Origin of the sequence: Streptomyces sp. NPDC051561, from assembly GCF_044454195.1 — a bacterium.
Taxonomy (GTDB): domain Bacteria; phylum Actinomycetota; class Actinomycetes; order Streptomycetales; family Streptomycetaceae; genus Streptomyces.
The window spans coordinates 33,515-51,470 of record NZ_JBITDM010000020.1 but is presented as its reverse complement, the minus strand read 5'-3'; the positions used below and the strand labels follow the sequence as shown (position 1 = coordinate 51,470).

Sequence of the window (17,956 nt, the reverse complement as noted above, 5' to 3'; positions counted from 1 at the left end):
CGATGGTGACTTTCGCGCAGGCTCAGGAACGTGCGGACGAGTGGGTCAACGGAGATGTGCCCGCCTACCAGCACCGGGAGGTGCGGGTGCGGGAGTTCGACCTCGGGTTCGTGGTGTGGGCCGAGGACCGGGAGAACGGTCCGGTCTCCGACGGTGGCCGACAGCGCCTGGTCATCGCCCGCGACAGCGGGGAGGCCACCCTGTGGCCGGAAATGCCGGTCGGTGAGGTGATCCGCCGGTACGAGGAGGAGTACGCCACGACTCCCGGCGAGGCCGAGCCCGCCCCCGCGCCGCCGCAACGGGTTGACCTCCAGCAGACGTCGTTCCTGCTGACGCCGCCGGAGTGGTTGCAGGAGGCGGCGGACAAGATGGGGATTCCGGACCGGCGGGAGGGGGGCTCCGGGGCCGGTGCTTCCGGTCCTTCCGTCGCTGGAGCTGCTGGGGCTGTGTCTGGTTCGGGGCCCGGGTCGGCGTCCGGCTCGGGTTCTGGTTCCGGTTCCGGTTCCGGTGGTACGTCGTGGCCGACCGCGGGGGGCAGTGCCTCCGCCGACTACGAGCCGACGGCGTCCGACGGCGTACCGGCCGCCGCGTCCGCCTCTGCTCCCGGTTCCGGGTCGGGTCCGGGAGGGCCGCCGCCCGCCGGCGGCACTCCGTGGGCCGGTACGGACACCAACTCCGGTGACGCGGGCGGCGTTCCGCTGCCCGCCACCATGTTCGCGCCGCCGCTGGTCGGCACGGACGACGACGACACTCCGCCGCCCGGGGTCGGCCCGGAGGCCAAGACCTCGCTGATCCAGGGGGGCAGCCGGCTGCCGAGCACGGCCGTGTCACCCGCCCTGCCGGATCCGTCGGCGCCGCAGCCGTTGCCGGGTTCCGGTGCTCAAGGCCTGTCGGGCGCCGGTGCCCCCGGTGCTCCTGTGACCCCGGGTGCTCCTGCGGCTCCCGGTGCTCCGGGTGCCCCCGGGGCCTCCGGTGCCGCGCGTCGGCCCGGGCTCTCCGAGGGTGCCGAGGACATCGCCGACGCCGCGACCAGCAAGGCCACCCTGCCGCCCGGCGCCCGCCGCGGCGGTGGCTCGACCACTCCGCCGCCGCCCGGTGCCCCCGGTACGCCGGGTGCCCGGCACGGAGTGGGCACACCGTCGCCGGGAGCCCCGGGCGCGCCCGCCGGAGGCTACGTACCCACGGCGATGGTTCCGCACCTCGGCAATGAGGGTGCACCCGGTGGGCCGGGTGCACCGCAGCCTCCGGGGCCGCCCGGTGCGCCCGGTGCTCCTGCCGGTCCGGGGGCAACCCCGCCTCCGGGTGGGGGAGTCCACCACGCCGCGACGATGCTGTCCCCGCCGAGCCACGGCGGTCAGGGCGTGCCGGGGGCTCCGCAGCCTCCCGGTCCTCCCGGTGCGCCTGGGGCACCCGGTGCTCCCGGTGCGACCCCGCCCCCCGGCGGTGGGGTGCACCACGCGGCGACGATGTTGTCCCCGCCGAGCCACGGCGGTCAGGGCGTACCCGGTGCTCCGCAGCCTCCCGGTCCGCCCGGTGCTCCCGGTGCCGGTGCGACCCCGCCCGGCGCTGGGGGAGCTCACCACGCCGCGACGATGTTCGCGCCGCCGAGCCATGGTGGCCAGGGCATCCCCGGTGGGGCTCCGCAGCCCCCCGGTCCGCCCGGGATGCCGGGTGCGCCCGGCGCCGTACCGCCGCCGCACGCCCAGCAGGCACCGCCGCCGCACATGCCCCCGCCGCACGCGCAGCAGGCGCCACCGGCGAACATGCCGCCGCCCCAGCCGCACCAGGTGCATCAGCAGCCCCCGGCGTACGGCTATCCGCCGCAGCAGCCGTCCGGGCTGCCGACTGTCGGGCCCGGCTATCAGGCCGTGCTGCGCTACCGCGCGCAGGACGGTTCCGAGCAGCAGTTGATCCGCCGCTCGGCGCCCGGTGCCCCGCACCCGGAGTGGCAGATGCTGCACGAGTTGCGGGCGATGCAGGTGCCGCCGCAGCAAGTGCTCGAACTGCACACCGAGTTGGGGTCCTGCGAACTGCCCGGCGGCTACTGCGCACGGATGATCCGGGAGACCTGGCCGCAGGTGCGGATCACCAGCGTCGCGCCGTACGGCACCGATCACGCCTCGCGCCAGCAGGGCATGCAGCACCTGCTCACCCACCAGGGCGAGCTGCACCAGGTGGCGGACGGGCCCGCTCGTCCGGCGCCGGTGCGGGCGCCGCTGCCGAACCCGCCGATGCAGATCCCGCCGGTTCCGCCGGAGGGTGTCGCGCACGAGCTGGTCTCGGCGTTCGGGCCGCAGGCGGTATTCCGCTTCGATCAGCAGGCGGTGTCGCGCCAGGGTGTGCCCGAGGCGGTCGCGGTGACGCTGATGTGGGCCGGTCTGCCGGTCGACTTCGGCCCGTTCTTCTGGGCGCAGGCGGTGCCGGGCCAGCCGGTGCCGACGCTCGCGGAGCTCGCGCAGCAGCGCGGGGTGCAGCCGGCTTCGGACGCGGGCTCGTACCTCGTGATGGGTTCGGACTTCGGCCGGGCGATCTGCGTCCAGTACGGCACGGCGAACATCGTCGCGGTGCCGGTGGAGGCAGGTCCTGGCGGGCAGCCGGTGCCGCCGCAGTTCGTGAACAGCGGACTGCCGGAATTCGTCCGGTCGTTGGCCCTGCTGGGGCGGATGTGGCGACTGAGGTACGGGCTCAACCCGGAGCAGGCGGGCCGCTGGACCGTCGACTTCCAGGCCCAGCTGGCCGGCCTCGACCCGGCGGCGCTGGCGTCGCCGGAGAGCTGGTGGTCGGTGCTGCTGGAGCAGATGTGGGACGGCCTGCTGTAGAGGCTGGGTGATCTGCCGGTACGAGGCCGGGGCGCGCGATCCGTGAACGGGGTCGCCGCCCCGGCCCTCTGCGTGCCCGGCGGTGCGCGACTCCCGCCTGCCCGTGCGTGACCCCTGCCTCCCCGCACCGCCTCCCCGTACGTGACTCCCGGCTGCCGCTGCGTGACTGCGGCCCGCCTCGGCGGGGGCGCCTGCCCGGTGGAGTGTCGCGTTATGGACACTGGAGTCCGATACATCAGGATGTGCCGGAGTTCTTCCGAAGACCGGAGTAAGGGGAAAACAGGATGAGTGCATCGACGTCACCCCACGGCTTCACCACGGTGCGCGGCCGCGCCTACCGCCCCGAACAGGTGGACCACCGGATCGCCGGACTGTCCCTGGACCGCGACCAGGCGTGGGAGCGAGCCGCCAGGCTGACCGTCCTCGCCAAGGAGATGGAGGCGGCGGCGGAGGAACTGCGCGAGCGGGTGGAGCAGCTGCCGCCGCAGACGTACGAGTCGCTGGGCGAGCGGGCCCGGTCGCTGCTGGCGCTGGCGGAGGAGGAGTCGCAGGAGCTGCGGGAGTCCGCCGAGGAGGAGGCGGCTTCGGTACGGGAGGCCGCCGACGCTGCCGCGAGTGCGGTACGGGAGTCGGCACGGACGGCGTCCGGGGCGCGGCTTGGTGAGGCGGAGGAGTGGGCCGCCGGGGTACTGGAAACCTCGCGGGCGACGGCGGACGGGACCCGGGCAGGGGCGCGCGCGGACGCCAAGCAGTGGCGGGACGAGGCGACGGCGGCGCTCAAGGAGATGCGCCGGCACGCCGACGGCATCCTCGCCGATCTCCAGCAGGAGCAGGCCGAGCGGTGGGAGGCGGCCGAGCGGGAGATCGCCGAGGCGGAGGCGGCGGCCGACGCACACTTCGCGGCGCTGACGGTACGGGCGGAGGGCCTCGTCGCCGCCACCAAGAAGTCCCTCTCCGAGGCCGAGGAGGAGGCCCGCCACCGCCAGGAGGATGCGGAGGCCCGTGCCACGGAGCTGATCGCGGAGGCCCGCGTCACCGAGGAACGCACGCTCCGTGAAACCGACCGAATCCTCCGCGAACACACAGAAACCCGCGACGAGATGCAGGCCCACATGACGCACGTCCGCAACAGCCTGTCCACCTTGACGGGAAGGGCGACGGCGGAGGGGTAAGGGGGCGGGCGCTCGCCCCCTCGCTATGCCTCTCCCGCTTGGGCGGCGGGGCCGCCACCTCGTCGCGTTACCCCCGCCCGCTTGGGCGGCGGGGCCGCCCCCCGGGGGCGGGACGGGCGGGCAAGGGGGCGGCCCCTCACGGAGTCGCCACTCTTGCCGTCCCGGCCCGCCTTGGTCCCGGTCACGCCCCCCCGGGAAGGTCACCGCTCGGTGAGCGGCTGCCCCGCCCCCGCGTCACCCCCCACCTCACCCTCCGTCAGGACCGGAAACCGCCGCGGAGCCAGGAACAGCAGGGCCAGCAAGGCGAGAACCCCCGCCGCCGCCGCGCCCACATAGACATGGTCCACCGCCGTGTCCACCGCCCGGCGAAGATAGTCCGCCGCCGCAGCGGGCAACGCCGAGCCCGGATCCGTCAGCGCGTGCGAGACCGAGTCGAGGTCCGTCGGCAGCCCGCCCCGGATGGCATCGGGCGCCTCTGCCAGCCGCGAGGCCAGCGTCGCGTTCGCCACCGACCCGAAGAGGGCCGCCCCCACGCTCTGCCCCAGCTGTCGGCAGAAGAGGATGGACGCCGTCGCCGTCCCCCGCTCCGACCAGCCGACCGTCGACTGCACCCCCACGATCAGGGGCAGCTGGAAGAGGCCCAGTGCCGCCCCCAGCAGCAGCATGATCAGCGCCGGTTGCCAGGCCGCCCCGGGGAAGGGGAGCAGCGGAAAAGCCGCCAGGATCAGGGTGGCCAGCACGATGCCGATGATCGCGGTCTGCCGGAACCCGATCCTCCCGTACACATGCTGGCTCAGCGCCGCGGAGAGCGGCCAGCTCAGCGTCATGATCGAGAGGACGAACCCGGCCGCCGTCGGGTCCAGGCCGAGGACGGACTGGGCGTACGTCGGCAGGAAGACGGTCGGCGCGACCATCAGCAGCCCGAGCGCGCCCAGCGCGATGTTCACCGCGGCGATCGTCCGGCGCCGCCACACCCACCCGGGGATGATGGGCTCGGCGGCCCGCCGTTCGACCAGCACGACGACCACGATCAGCACCGCGCTCGCCGCGAACAGTGCCAGCGACGGGGCGGACAGCCACGGCCAGGCGGTCCCGCCCTGCACCAGCGCCGTCAACAGCAGCCCACCGCAGGCGAATACGGCGAGCGCACCGGGCCAGTCGATACGTGAACGTACGGGAGGGGCACCGAGTTCCCGGACCTTTCCCGGCCCCCGGTTCCTGCCCGGCTCGCGCAGGTACTTCGCGACCAGCCACATCGCGAGCGCCCCGACCGGCAGGTTGATCAGGAAGATCCACCGCCAGTCCGCGTACCCGGCGAGCAGTCCGCCCACCGCGGGCCCGGCCACCGCCGAAACGGCCCAAACGGTGGACAACTTGGCCTGGATCTTGGGCCGTTCCTTGAGCGGATAGAGGTCGGCGGCGATGGTCTGGACGGTGCCCTGGATGGCGCCGCCGCCCAGGCCTTGCACGATGCGGAACGCGATCAGGGCCGGCATGTTCCAGGCCAGGGCGCAGAGCACCGAGCCGAGGAGGAAGAGGGCGATGCCGGTGATGAGTACCGGCTTCCGGCCGAAGGTGTCCGACAGCTTGCCGTACACGGGGAGGGTCACGGTGACGGCCAGCAGATAGCCGGAGAAGAGCCAGGAGAAGACCGTGAACCCGCCCAGATCGGAAACGATCTGGGGGACGGCGGTGGAGACGATCGTCCCGTCCAGGGCGGCGAGTGCCATGCCCAGCATGAGGGCGGCGACGACGGGCCCACGACGGTCTTCCCGTACGGGAGTTGCGGAAGAGGCGGGGGATGAGGAAGGGGGCGGAGGTGCCGGAGGTATGCCTCCCGTGCCCCCGCCGTGCCCCGTGTCCCCGCCGCCGCTGCCGTCCACCGAGATCCCTTCCCTCTGCACGTATTTTCTCGGCACAGCGTCTCATCCGCAGGTCGCGCGGGGGAGGGTGCAGAGCGGGTGGACGGGGACCAGGGGTGCGCTCCACCCACGGGTTGAGGGGCTCTCGGGGTTTCCCCTACTTAGGTGGAGGCGGGCTTCGTACCGTGGGCCGAGGTGTTCGGAAGGGTTTTTCCTTAGCTTGGTCCTACGGGTAAATACGGGACCGCATAAGGGGACTTGGTATGACAACGGCAGTGGGCGTACCCCAGCACGGGGGCACGGGCGAGCGCACGGCCGTGGCGGCCCGCGCACGACAGGTCGTCAAGGCGTACGGAGCCGGGGAGACCCGCGTCGTCGCGCTCGACCACGTCGACGTGGACATGATGCGCGGCGAGTACACGGCGATCATGGGCCCCTCCGGGTCCGGCAAGTCGACGCTGATGCACTGCCTGGCCGGACTGGACACGGTGACCGAGGGGCAGATCCACCTCGCCGACACTGAGCTGACCGGCCTCAAGGACAAGCAGCTCACCCAACTGCGCCGCGACCGCGTCGGTTTCATCTTCCAGGCGTTCAACCTGCTGCCGACGCTGAACGCGATCGAGAACATCACGCTGCCGATGGACATAGCGGGCCGCCGCCCCGAGCCGGGCTGGCTGGAGCAGGTGGTGGAGACTGTCGGGCTCGCCGACCGGCTGACCCACCGCCCCACCGAACTCTCCGGCGGCCAGCAGCAACGGGTCGCGGTGGCAAGGGCGTTGGCCGCCCGACCGGAGATCATCTTCGGTGACGAGCCGACCGGCAATCTGGACTCCAGGGCCGGTGCGGAGGTGCTGTCCTTCCTGCGCCGCTCCGTGGACGAGCTGGGCCAGACCATCGTGATGGTCACCCACGACCCGGTCGCCGCCTCCTACGCGGACCGGGTGCTCTACCTCGCGGACGGGCGGATCGTCGACGAGATGCGTCACCCGACCGCCGAGCGGGTCCTGGACCGGATGCTCAGCCTCTCCGAGGCGGGCAGGGGCACTCCCGTGGCACACGAGCGGGGGCGGAGGGCATGACCGTCTGGAAGACCTCGATGCGCAACTTCTTCGCGCACAAGGGCCGCATGGCGCTCTCCGCCGTCGCCGTCCTGCTCTCGGTGGGATTCGTCTGCGGCACGCTGGTTTTCACCGACACCATGAACACGACGTTCGACAAGCTCTTCGCCACCACGTCCGCCGACGTCACCATCACCCCCAAGGCCGAGAAGAACGACAGCTCGGCGGCGAACTCCGGCCGCCCGCTGGTCCTGCCCGCCTCCGCCGTCGCCACGGTCGGGAAGACGGATGGGGTGAAGGACGCCGAGGGCACCGTCAGCAGCATGTCGGTGACCGTCGTCAACAGCGCCAACAAGAACATGGGCTCCGACACCGGCGCCCCCACCATCGCCGGCAGCTGGTCCGCCAGTGACGCCCGCTCCATGGACATCACTGGCGGGAACTCGCCGCGCGGCCCCACCGAGGTCATGGTCGACGCCGACACCGCCGAGAAGCACGGGCTGAAACTCGGCGACGAGCTGCGCACCATCGCCGTCACCGGCGACTTCACGGCGAAGATCAGCGGCATCGCCTCCTTCCGCACCACCAACCCCGGCGCGACCATCGTCTTCTTCGACGAGCGCACCGCACAGGTGAAGCTGCTCGGTGGCGCCGACCGCTACACCGGAATCAATGTCACCGCGCAAGCCGGCGTCTCCGACGAGCAGTTGAAGGCCAAGGTCGGCACCGCGCTCGGCACCGGGGCGGGCGCGGCCACCGCGACGTACAAGATCCAGACCAATGCGGAGGCGGCCGAGGAGAGCAAGAACGACCTGGCCTCGTTCCTCGACGTGATGAAGTACGCGATGCTCGGATTCGCCGGGGTCGCGCTGCTGGTCGGTGTCTTCCTGATCATCAACACCTTCTCGATGCTGGTCGCCCAGCGCACCCGGGAGATCGGGCTGATGCGGGCGCTCGGCTCCAGCCGTCGGCAGGTCAACCGGTCGGTGCTGCTCGAAGCGCTGCTGCTCGGTGTCATCGGCTCGCTGCTCGGCATCGCGGCGGGCGTGGGTCTGGCGGTCGGGCTGATGAAGTTCATGAGCGCCATCGGAATGAACCTCTCCACGGCCGATCTCACGCTCAAGTGGCCCACCCCCGTCATCGGGCTGGTGCTCGGAGTGGTGGTCACCGTCGTCGCGGCGTATCTGCCCGCCCGACGGGCCGGCAAGGTGTCGCCGATGGCGGCGCTGCGCGACTCGGGTACGCCGGCGGACGGAAAGTCCGGGCGGATCCGCGCGGTGATCGGGGTGACGCTGTCGCTGCTGGGCGGGGGCGGCCTGTATCTGGCCGCGCAGTCGGCGAAGGCGAGCGAGGGCGCGGTGTACCTCGCGGGCGGTGTGGTGCTGACCCTCGTCGGATTCGTGGTGGTCGGACCGCTGCTCGTGTCGTTCGTGGTCAAGGGGATCAGCGCGGTGGTGCTGCGGGTCTTCGGGCCGGTCGGACGGATGGCCGAGCGCAATGCGCTGCGCAATCCGCGACGTACCGGAGCGACTGGTTCCGCTTTGATGATCGGCCTTGCGCTGGTCGCCTGCCTCTCGGTCGGCGCCTCGTCGATGGTCGCCTCGGCCACCGACGAGCTGGACCGCTCGGTCGGCGCCGACTTCACCGTACGGGCGAACAACGGTCAGCCCGTGCTGCCCCAGGCCCAGCAGGCCCTGGCCAAGGCCGACGGGATCGCCCGCGTCACCCACTACAAGCTGGTCGACGCGCAGATCACCACCCCGGACGGCAGGACCGAGCGCAAGGCCCTGACCGCCACCAACCCCTCCTACATGCAGGACCTGCGACGCGAAACGGTCGCCGGTGAGCTGGCCGCCGCCTACGCACCCGGTGCGCTGTCGGTCGGCGAGGACTACGCGAAGCAGCGGAAGGTGAAGGTCGGCGACTCGCTGACGGTGGCCTTCCCCGGTGGTAAGAGCGCGAAGCTCAAGGTCGCGGCGATCACCTCCGACGACGTCAACGCGGACAAGGGGGCGATGTACCTCAACATCACCACCGCCGCAGGACACATACCCGCCGACCGGATGCCGCAGGACCTGATGCTCTTCGCGAAGGCTGCCGACGGCCAGGCGGACAAGGCGTACGCGGCACTGAAGGCGGCCGTCGCGCCCTACCCGCAGTACAAGGTGCTCAACGCGACCGACTACAAGAAGGACCTCAAGGCGCAGATCGACCAGCTGCTCAACATCGTCTACGGGCTGCTGGGCCTGGCCATCGTGGTCGCCGTCCTCGGCGTGGTGAACACCCTCGCCCTGTCGGTCGTCGAGCGGACCCGGGAGATCGGCCTGATGCGCGCCATCGGTCTCTCCCGCCGCCAGCTGCGGCGCATGATCCGCCTGGAATCGGTAGCCATCGCCCTCTTCGGCGCCCTGCTGGGGCTGGGACTGGGGCTCGCCTGGGGCACCGCCGCCCAGAAGCTCCTCGCGCTGGAGGGGATAGCCGTCCTGGAGATCCCCTGGCCCACCATCCTCACCGTCTTCGCGGCCTCCGCCCTGGTGGGTCTGCTGGCGGCCCTGGTCCCGGCGTTCCGCGCCGGCCGAATGAACGTGCTCAACGCCATAGCCACGGAATAGCGGGGTGGACACGGCGCCGGGGCGGGGTGGGCGCGACTCCGTCGGGGGCGGCCCGGCAGCCCAAGGGGGCTGCCGGGGCCGGCCCCGTTCCCGCCCCACCGGCAACCGCTTCCGCCAGCAGCTGTCGGTGTCGCGTCGTAGGCTGGGAGACCCCCGGCCCGTGAGACGTGTCGGGCGGCTCGCGTTGCCCGCTCCGGTCCCGCCCGGCGCCCTCCGCGCGTGCCAACGCCACCACAGAAGAGTTCTCACGCGTTCGGACGGAAGCTTTCATGAGCCTGCACGGCCTGCTGGATGCAGTGGTAAGAGACGCGGCGCTCGCCGAGGCGGTGAAGGCCGCGGTCGACGGCAACCGCATGCACATCGACCTGGTCGGCCCCCCGGCCGCCCGCCCCTTCGCCCTGGCCGCTCTCGCCAGGGACGCGGGACGGCCGGTGCTGGCCGTCACCGCGACCGGCCGAGAGGCCGAGGAGCTGGCGGCGACCCTGCGCACCCTGCTGCCCGAGGACACGGTCGCCGAGTTCCCCGCCTGGGAAACCCTGCCGCACGAGCGGCTGTCGCCCCGCTCCGACACCGTCGGCCGCCGGCTCGCCGTACTGCGCAGGCTCGCGCACCCCAGCAAGGACGACCCCGCGGCCGGACCCGTCAGCGTGGTCGTCGCACCGGTGCGCTCCGTGCTTCAGCCGCAGGTCAAGGGGCTCGGTGAGCTGGTTCCCGTATCCATCAGGTCAGGGCAGAGCGCCGACCTGGGCCGGCTGACCGACGCCCTCGCGGCGGCGGCGTACCAGCGGGTCGAACTGGTCGAGAAGCGCGGCGAGTTCGCGGTGCGCGGCGGCATCCTGGATGTCTTCCCGCCGACCGAGGAGCACCCGCTGCGGGTGGAGTTCTGGGGCGACGACGTCGAGGAGATCCGTTACTTCAAGGTCGCCGACCAGCGCTCCCTGGAAGTCGCGGAACACGGGGTGTGGGCGCCGCCCTGCCGCGAGCTGCTGCTCACCGACGACGTGCGGGAAAAAGCGGCCGCGCTCGCGGAGGCCCACCCCGAGCTGGGCGAACTCCTCCACAAGATCGCCGAGGGGATCGCCGTGGAGGGTATGGAGTCCCTCGCTCCGGTCCTGGTCGACGACATGGAGCTGCTGCTCGACGTGCTGCCCCAGGGTTCGATGGCGGTCGTCTGCGACCCGGAGCGGGTACGCACACGAGCCGCCGACCTGGTCGCGACCTCGCAGGAGTTCCTCCAGGCCTCGTGGGCGGCCACCGCCGGCGGCGGCGTGGCACCGATCGACGTCGGTGCCGCCTCCCTCTGGGGCATCGCGGACGTACGCGACCGGGCGCGCGAGCTGGGCATGATGTGGTGGTCCGTCTCCCCGTTCGCCGCCGATGACGCGGACTTCGAGGACGACACCCTCAAGCTCGGTATGCACGCCCCCGAGATGTACCGGGGCGACACCGCGAAGGCGCTCGCCGATACCAAGGGCTGGCTGGCCGACGGCTGGCGGACGGTGTTCGTCACCGAGGGGCACGGCCCCGCCTCCCGTACGGTCGAAGTCCTCTCCGGCGAAGGCATCGCCGCACGCCTGGCTGTGTCCGATGCGAAGAAGGGCGACCTCGCCGAGATCTCCCCGAACGTCGTGCACGTCGCCTGCGGCACCCTCGACAACGGCTTCGTCGACCCGGCCCTCCAGCTCGCCGTCCTCACCGAGACCGACCTGACCGGCCAGCGCACCGCCACCAAGGAACTCGGCCGGATGCCGGCCCGCCGCCGCAAGTCCGTCGACCCGCTGACCCTCCAGGTCGGCGACTTCATCGTGCACGAACAGCACGGTGTGGGCCGCTACATCGAGATGGTGCAGCGCACCGTCCAGGGCGCCACCCGCGAATACCTGCTGGTCGAGTACGCCCCGGCCAAGCGCGGCCAGCCCGGTGACCGCCTCTACATCCCCACCGACCAGCTGGAGCAGGTCACCAAGTACGTCGGTGGCGAGGCCCCCACCCTGCACCGGCTCGGCGGCGCCGACTGGACCAAGACCAAGGCGCGCGCCAAGAAGGCCGTCAAGGAGATCGCCGCCGACCTGATCAAGCTGTACTCGGCACGGATGGCCGCCCCCGGCCACACCTTCGGCCCCGACACCCCCTGGCAGCGCGAACTGGAGGACGCCTTCCCGTACATGGAGACGCCCGACCAGCTGTCCACCATCGCCGAGGTGAAGGAGGACATGGAGAAGTCGGTCCCGATGGACCGGCTGATCTGCGGCGACGTGGGTTACGGCAAGACGGAGATCGCGGTACGGGCGGCCTTCAAGGCGGTCCAGGACGGCAAGCAGGTCGCCGTTCTCGTACCGACCACGCTCCTCGTGCAGCAGCACTTCGGGACGTTCACCGAGCGGTACGCCCAGTTCCCGGTCAACGTACGCGCGCTGTCGCGCTTCCAGACGGAGACCGAGTCCAAGGCGACCCTCGAAGGGCTCAAGGACGGGTCGGTCGACCTCGTCATCGGCACCCACCGCCTCTTCTCCCAGGAGACCAAGTTCAAGGACCTGGGCCTGGTCATCGTGGACGAGGAGCAGCGGTTCGGTGTCGAGCACAAGGAGCAGCTGAAGAAGCTGCGGGCGAACGTCGACGTCCTGACCATGTCGGCGACCCCCATCCCCCGCACGCTCGAAATGGCCGTGACCGGCATCCGTGAGATGTCGACCATCACCACCCCGCCGGAGGAGCGCCACCCGGTGCTCACCTTCGTCGGCCCGTACGAGCAGAAGCAGATCGGCGCGGCCGTCCGCCGTGAACTCCTGCGCGAGGGCCAGGTCTTCTACATCCACAACCGGGTCGAGTCCATCGACCGGGCAGCGGCCAAACTGCGCGAGATCGTGCCCGAGGCGCGCATCGCCACCGCACACGGACAGATGTCGGAGACGGCCCTTGAGCAGGTTGTCGTCGACTTCTGGGAGAAGAAGTTCGATGTGCTGGTGTCGACGACGATCGTCGAGTCCGGCATCGACATCTCCAACGCCAACACCCTGATCGTCGAGCGCGGCGACAACTTCGGCCTCTCCCAGTTGCACCAGCTGCGCGGACGGGTCGGCCGTGGCCGCGAGCGCGGTTACGCCTACTTCCTCTACCCGCCGGAGAAGCCGCTCACCGAGACCGCGCACGAGCGGCTCGCGACCATCGCCCAGCACACCGAAATGGGCGCGGGCATGTACGTCGCGATGAAGGACCTGGAGATCCGCGGCGCCGGAAACATGCTCGGCGGCGAGCAGTCCGGTCACATCGCGGGCGTCGGCTTCGACCTCTACATCCGGATGGTCGGCGAGGCCGTGGCCGACTACCGGACGGCCGTCGAGGGCGGTGAGCAGGAGGAAGCACCGCTGGAGGTCAAGATCGAACTCCCGGTGGACGCGCATGTTCCGCATGACTACGCGCCGGGCGAGCGGCTGCGGCTCCAGGCCTACCGGGCGATCGCCTCGGCCAACACGGAGGCCGATGTCGCCGCCGTACGCGAGGAACTCACCGACCGGTACGGCAAGTTGCCCGAGCCGGTGGAGAACCTGCTGCTGGTCGCCGGGCTGCGGATGCTGGCGCGGGCGTGCGGGGTCGGCGAGATCGTCCTCCAGGGTCCGAACATCCGGTTCGCACCGGTGGAGCTGCGGGAGTCGCAGGAGCTGCGGCTGAAGCGGCTGTATCCGCGAACGGTGATCAAGGCGGGGGCCCAGCAGATCCTGGTGCCGAGGCCGTCCAGCGGGAAGATCGGCGGGAAGCCGGTGGTGGGACGGGAGCTGCTGGCCTGGACCGGGGAGTTCCTGACGACGATCCTGAGCTGAGGAGCTGAGGGCTTTAACACACCGCCCGCGATGCCGAGTTGATCGGCTTCGCGGGCGGGGGTTCAGGGGGTCCGGCGCAAGGCGGGACCGGCGCGCGGGTCAGGGCGCCAGGTCTTCCTTCTTGTCGCCCATGCCGCGTGAGTCCTCGGCTTTTTGCCGGGCCTGGTCCTTGAACCTGTCGAAGATCCCCATGGGCGGGCTCCTTCCGCAGAAGAATTCTGGACATTCCAGACGCTACGCCGGGGCGTGGGAATGCGCATGCCGAACCTCCGGAGCTGCGCGTTTGTGGACTGGACCACATTTCGGCGGTTTGTCGCGGGTCGAGCGGTTCGTTCGGGGCAGTCATTCCTACGGTGGGGTGTTTTCCGTTTGCAACTCTCGGTGGGGCGGCGTGCCTTGATATCTCGTACGGCCAGGAAGACCTGGAAAGCGTTGACGATCGCGGGACTTGGGGCGGCGGCGGTGCTCGGTTCCGCGGGGTGTGGTGCGAATGACCTGGCGGGGAACGGCGGTACCGGAGGGCAGGGTGGGCCGGTCGGAAAGGCGGGATCCGCGCTGGCCGCCGTGGACGGCCTGACGGTCAAGGGGCGCGCGCCGAAGACCGGTTACGAGCGCTCGGAGTTCGGCCGCGCCTGGGCCGACACCGACGACAACGGTTGCGGTACCCGCGACGACATCCTCAAGCGGGACCTGGAGGGTGTGAGGTTCAGCGACAAGAAGTCGTGCAAGGTCTCCTCCGGGGTGCTGGTCAAGGACCCGTACACCGGCGGCCGGATCGAGTTCGCGCGCGGGCGCAGCAAGATCGACATCGATCACCTGGTCGCCCTGTCCGACGCCTGGCAGAAGGGCGCCCAGCAGTGGAAGCCGGCCAAGCGCCTCGCCTTCGCCAACGACCCGCTGAACCTGATCGCCGCCGAGGCCTCGGCCAACCGGAGGAAGGGCGACGGTGACACGGCGACCTGGCTGCCGGACAACAAGGCCTACCGGTGTGTGTACGTCGCCGGGCAGGTGGGCGTGAAGAAGAAGTACGGGGTGTGGGTGACGGCCGCCGAGAAGGAGGCCATGAAGAAGGTGCTGGGCGGATGCCCGCAGGAGAAGCTGCCCGTCGGGGGGAATCCGACGGAGGCGCGGGTCGGTGGCCGGTAGGCGGTAGGCGGTAGGCGGTACGGGCGGATCGAGTGGAGGTACGACGTGAGCAGGGCCCCGGCACCTTGAAGGTGCCGGGGCCCTGCTCACGGGGTGGCCGGGCGCTCAGAGCTTGAGCTCCCAGTGGGAGGACTTGAAGTCGAGGAAGCCGGGGGTGACCTCGACGGTCAGGTTCTTCGCGGCGGCCGGGGCGTCGAAGGCGTACACCGCGGTGGCCTTCTTGCCCGGCAGGATCGAACCGGTGAAGTCCGCACCTGTCGTTTCGCCGTCGTAGATCTGCTCGGCGGCCGTGCCCTCGGCGCCGGAGCGGGCGTCCACCTGGGAGAGGGCGCTGTCGAACTTCTCGCCTCCCGTGTTCTCGATGGTCACCTTCACCTTGTAGGCCTTGTTGCCCTTGGTGTGACCGATCGCGTACTCGGAGGGCGTGTACGCGGTGGGCGCGCCAACGGTGACCTTCAGCTTGTCCGCGTACTCGGCGGTGGCGCCGCCCGCGAGCGCCTTCGCGCCCGCCTTGCCGGCGCCGTCCCCCTTGCTGTCGCCCTTGCCGTCGCCCTTGGCGTCCGGCTTCGCGCCGGGGGTGGTCGCCTCCTGCCCGGAGAGCGCCTTGTCGACCTCCTTCAGCGCGGAGTCCACCGCGGTGAAGGTGATGACCGCGCCGACCACCGAGAGGATCAGCGCCACCAGGCCCAGGATCGCGCCGGTCAGCGCCACCCCCTTGTTGGTGGCCTCACCGCGCTTGGCGCGGCCCCGGCCGCTGAGGCCCAGGATCAGGGCGATCAGGCCGAGGATGCCGGCCAGCCAGAAGAGCAGCGGGATGACACCGGAGAGGGCGCCGATCACGCCGAGGATCAGTGCCGCGGTGCCCAGTCCGTTGCGGGCCGGGCGGCCGTGGTGCGGCTGGGGTGCCTGCGGGGGCCGACCGTACTGGCCGTCCTGGTAGGAGTCCGCCGGGTGCGGGCCGCCCTGCGGGTACGGCGACTGGTTCGTGTGCTGAGACATGGGTGTCCTCCGACAAAGACAGAGCGGTATCGGTGTCCGGGACTTTCGGCCGCCCCGTGGTGCGATGGGTCAATGACAACAGAAGCTGTGAACCGAGTCAACACGATTCACGAAGGTTCACGAATTCACGCTGTGAAGTCGATTGTCGGGGGGTGCCGTTATGCTCGGGTCCACAGCAGGTGCATCCGCAGGTACCGCGCGATGCAGGGGTACGAAGGGAGAGTGGGCCGGTGTCGGACCACGCAACAGAGGTGACCGCCGCCGGGATCGCCCGGCTGGCCGGGGTCGGCCGGGCCGCCGTGAGCAACTGGCGGCGCCGCCACCCCGACTTCCCCAAGCCCGTCGGAGGCACCGAGACCAGCCCCTCCTTCGCGCTCACCGAGGTCGAGGAGTGGCTGCGCGCCCAGGGCAAGCTCGCCGACGTGCCGCTGCGGGAGCGGGTCTGGCAGCAGGTGGCGGGTCACCCGGCCGGAGCGGCCACCGCCCTCGTACACACCGGCTGTGTACTCGCCCTCGTACAGGACCGGCCCACGGACTGGCTGAAGCTGGCCGCGGTCTCCGACGCGAAGTGCGCCGAGCGGCTGCCGGAAGCGGTGGAGCTGGTGCTCTTCGGCCGGTTCGGGCCCGCGCCCTGGGCCGTACCGGCCCTCACCGCCCACGAGCTCGCCCCGTCCGTGCCGCTGCTGCGCGCCGCCGCCGAGCTGGCCGCCGAGTCGGGAGCCCGCAAGACGTACGAGTTCCTGCTCGGCCGGCACCTCGACGCCAACCCGCGCCAGTACACCCTCACCCCACCCGGTCCGGCCGCGCTCATGGCCGCCCTGCTCGGCCGCCCCCGCACCGCCCTGGACCCGGCCTCCGGCACCGCCTCCCTGCTCTGCGCGCTGGACGCCCCCGACGGCGAGCACCCCACCACCCTGTACGCCCAGGACGCCGACCCCGACCTGGCCGCCCTCGGCGCACTGCGCCTCGCCCTGCACACCGACGCCCGCGCCACCGAGGTGCGCGCGGCCGCCGCCGACAGCCTGCGCACCGATGCGTTCGCGCAGGTCAGCGTCGACGCGGTGGTCAGCCACCCGCCGTTCAACGAACGCAACTGGGGCCACGACGAGCTGGCCTACGACCCCCGCTGGGAGTACGGCTTCCCGGCCCGCACCGAATCCGAACTGGCCTGGGTACAGCACGCGTTGGCCAGGCTGCGCGAGGGTGGCACCGCCGTACTGCTGATGCCGCCCGCCGCCGCGTCCCGCCGCTCGGGCCGCCGGATCCGCGCCGATCTGCTGCGCCGGGGAGCCCTGCGCGCGGTGGTCGCGCTGCCCGCCGGGGCGGCCCCGCCCTACGGCGTACCCCTGCATCTGTGGGTGCTGCGCAAGCCCGACCCGTCCACGCGGCCCGCCGCCGACCTGCTCGTCGTCGACACCGCGGACCTCTCCGCCGCCGGGCGCGACAAGCTCGACTGGGCTGCCCTGCACACCGTGGTCCTCGACACCTGGCAGGCGTTCGAGAAGGACGGTGCTGTCGAGGAACGCCCCGGAGTCTGCCGTTCCGTGCCCGTCGTCGACCTGCTCGACGACGACGTCGACCTCGCCCCCGCCCGTCACCTGCCGCCCCCGGCCCTCGGTGGCGGAACGGCCGAGCTGGCCGCCGTACGGGAACGGCTGGCGGACACCCTGCGCCTGACCGCCGAACTCAACCCGCACCCCGGCACCACCCCCGGAACACCCGCCCACTGGCCGCTCACCACGGTCGGCGAACTCGCCCGGGCGGGCGCGCTGTCGCTCCGCACGGCGGGCACCGGAAACGGCCCGGACGGTGCGCCGGTACTCACCGAACAGGACGTACTGACCGGAGGTGCGCCCTCCGGAACCGCCGTCGCCGCAGGCCCGTTTTCCGGAATTACTGGATCCGGTACGGGTGCGGGTACGCCGCCGGACGCGCCGGACGCAGACACGGTGCTCACCGCCCCCGGCGATGTCGTCGTGCCCGTCCTCGGCGGCGGCGCCGTCGCCCGAGTGATCGACGAGGCGGGCGCCGGAGCGGTCCTCGGCCGCAACCTCCATCTGCTGCGACCCGACCCGGCCGCCGTCGACCCCTGGTTCCTCGCCGGATTCCTGCGCGGCACCGCCAACAACCGCCGCGCCAGCAGCTACGCCTCCACCGCCGCCCGCCTCGACGTCCGCCGCCTCCAACTGCCCCGGCTCCCCCGCGCCGACCAGCAGCGTTACGGCGAACGCTTCCGCACCCTCGCCGCCTTCGAGGACGCCCTGCGGGTGGCGGGACGGCTCGGCGAACAGCTGGTGCAGGGGCTGTACGACGGGCTGGCCGACGGCAGCGTACGGCCGGACTAGCGCCGCCCCCCCCGGGGTGGGGGAGCGAGGTTGTCGCGGAAGTCGTCCGATCCGTACAACCCTGGGGCCGTTGTCGGAGTCGCTGTATACGCTCGATGTACGTCCTTGGCATCCGCCGCCCC

9 protein-coding genes are annotated in these 17,956 nt (G+C 71.7%); 7 read left to right on the top strand and 2 right to left on the bottom strand.

Features of this window, described 5'->3' with window-relative positions; translation table 11 throughout:
• The first annotated feature begins 2 nt into the window (after positions 1–2).
• Positions 3–2,819 carry an SUKH-4 family immunity protein gene (locus ACIA73_RS32230; protein WP_399442418.1) on the top strand — a complete coding sequence of 939 codons (2,817 nt, stop codon included), beginning with the start codon at positions 3–5 and terminating at the stop codon, positions 2,817–2,819.
• 284 nt (positions 2,820–3,103) lie between these two features.
• Positions 3,104–3,991: a cellulose-binding protein gene (locus tag ACIA73_RS32225; RefSeq protein WP_399442417.1), complete on the top strand. Its 888-nt coding sequence runs from the start codon at positions 3,104–3,106 to the stop codon at positions 3,989–3,991.
• 200 nt (positions 3,992–4,191) lie between these two features.
• On the opposite strand, the gene ACIA73_RS32220 is transcribed toward ACIA73_RS32225, so the two are convergent.
• Positions 4,192–5,874, bottom strand: a complete 1,683-nt coding sequence (locus tag ACIA73_RS32220) for an MDR family MFS transporter (RefSeq protein WP_399442504.1) — start codon at positions 5,872–5,874, stop codon at positions 4,192–4,194.
• Between the two features lie 242 nt (positions 5,875–6,116).
• Between ACIA73_RS32220 and ACIA73_RS32215 the strand changes: the two genes are divergently transcribed.
• From ACIA73_RS32215 to ACIA73_RS32200, 4 genes are all read left to right on the top strand, one after another.
• Positions 6,117–6,935, top strand: coding sequence for an ABC transporter ATP-binding protein (locus tag ACIA73_RS32215; RefSeq protein WP_399442416.1), 819 nt, complete (start codon positions 6,117–6,119; stop codon positions 6,933–6,935).
• Positions 6,932–9,526, top strand: a complete 2,595-nt coding sequence (locus tag ACIA73_RS32210; protein WP_399442415.1) for an ABC transporter permease — start codon at positions 6,932–6,934, stop codon at positions 9,524–9,526. The genes ACIA73_RS32215 and ACIA73_RS32210 overlap by 4 nt, the downstream gene beginning before the upstream one ends.
• Positions 9,527–9,795: 269 nt before the next feature.
• A complete protein-coding gene (mfd, locus tag ACIA73_RS32205; RefSeq protein WP_399442414.1) occupies positions 9,796–13,344 on the top strand; it encodes a transcription-repair coupling factor in 3,549 nt (1,182 codons plus the stop codon).
• Between the two features lie 399 nt (positions 13,345–13,743).
• Entirely contained in the window at positions 13,744–14,490 is a 747-nt protein-coding gene (locus ACIA73_RS32200) for an HNH endonuclease family protein (RefSeq protein WP_399442503.1), read from the top strand.
• A gap of 105 nt (positions 14,491–14,595) precedes the next feature.
• On the opposite strand, the gene ACIA73_RS32195 is transcribed toward ACIA73_RS32200, so the two are convergent.
• Positions 14,596–15,489 (bottom strand): DUF4352 domain-containing protein, encoded by an 894-nt coding sequence (locus tag ACIA73_RS32195; RefSeq protein WP_399442413.1) that lies wholly within the window; start codon positions 15,487–15,489, stop codon positions 14,596–14,598.
• Positions 15,490–15,719: 230 nt separating this feature from the next.
• On the opposite strand from ACIA73_RS32195, the gene ACIA73_RS32190 reads away from it, so the two are divergent.
• Positions 15,720–17,834, top strand: a complete 2,115-nt coding sequence (locus ACIA73_RS32190) for an N-6 DNA methylase (RefSeq protein ID WP_399442412.1) — start codon at positions 15,720–15,722, stop codon at positions 17,832–17,834.
• Positions 17,835–17,956: the final 122 nt, after the last annotated feature.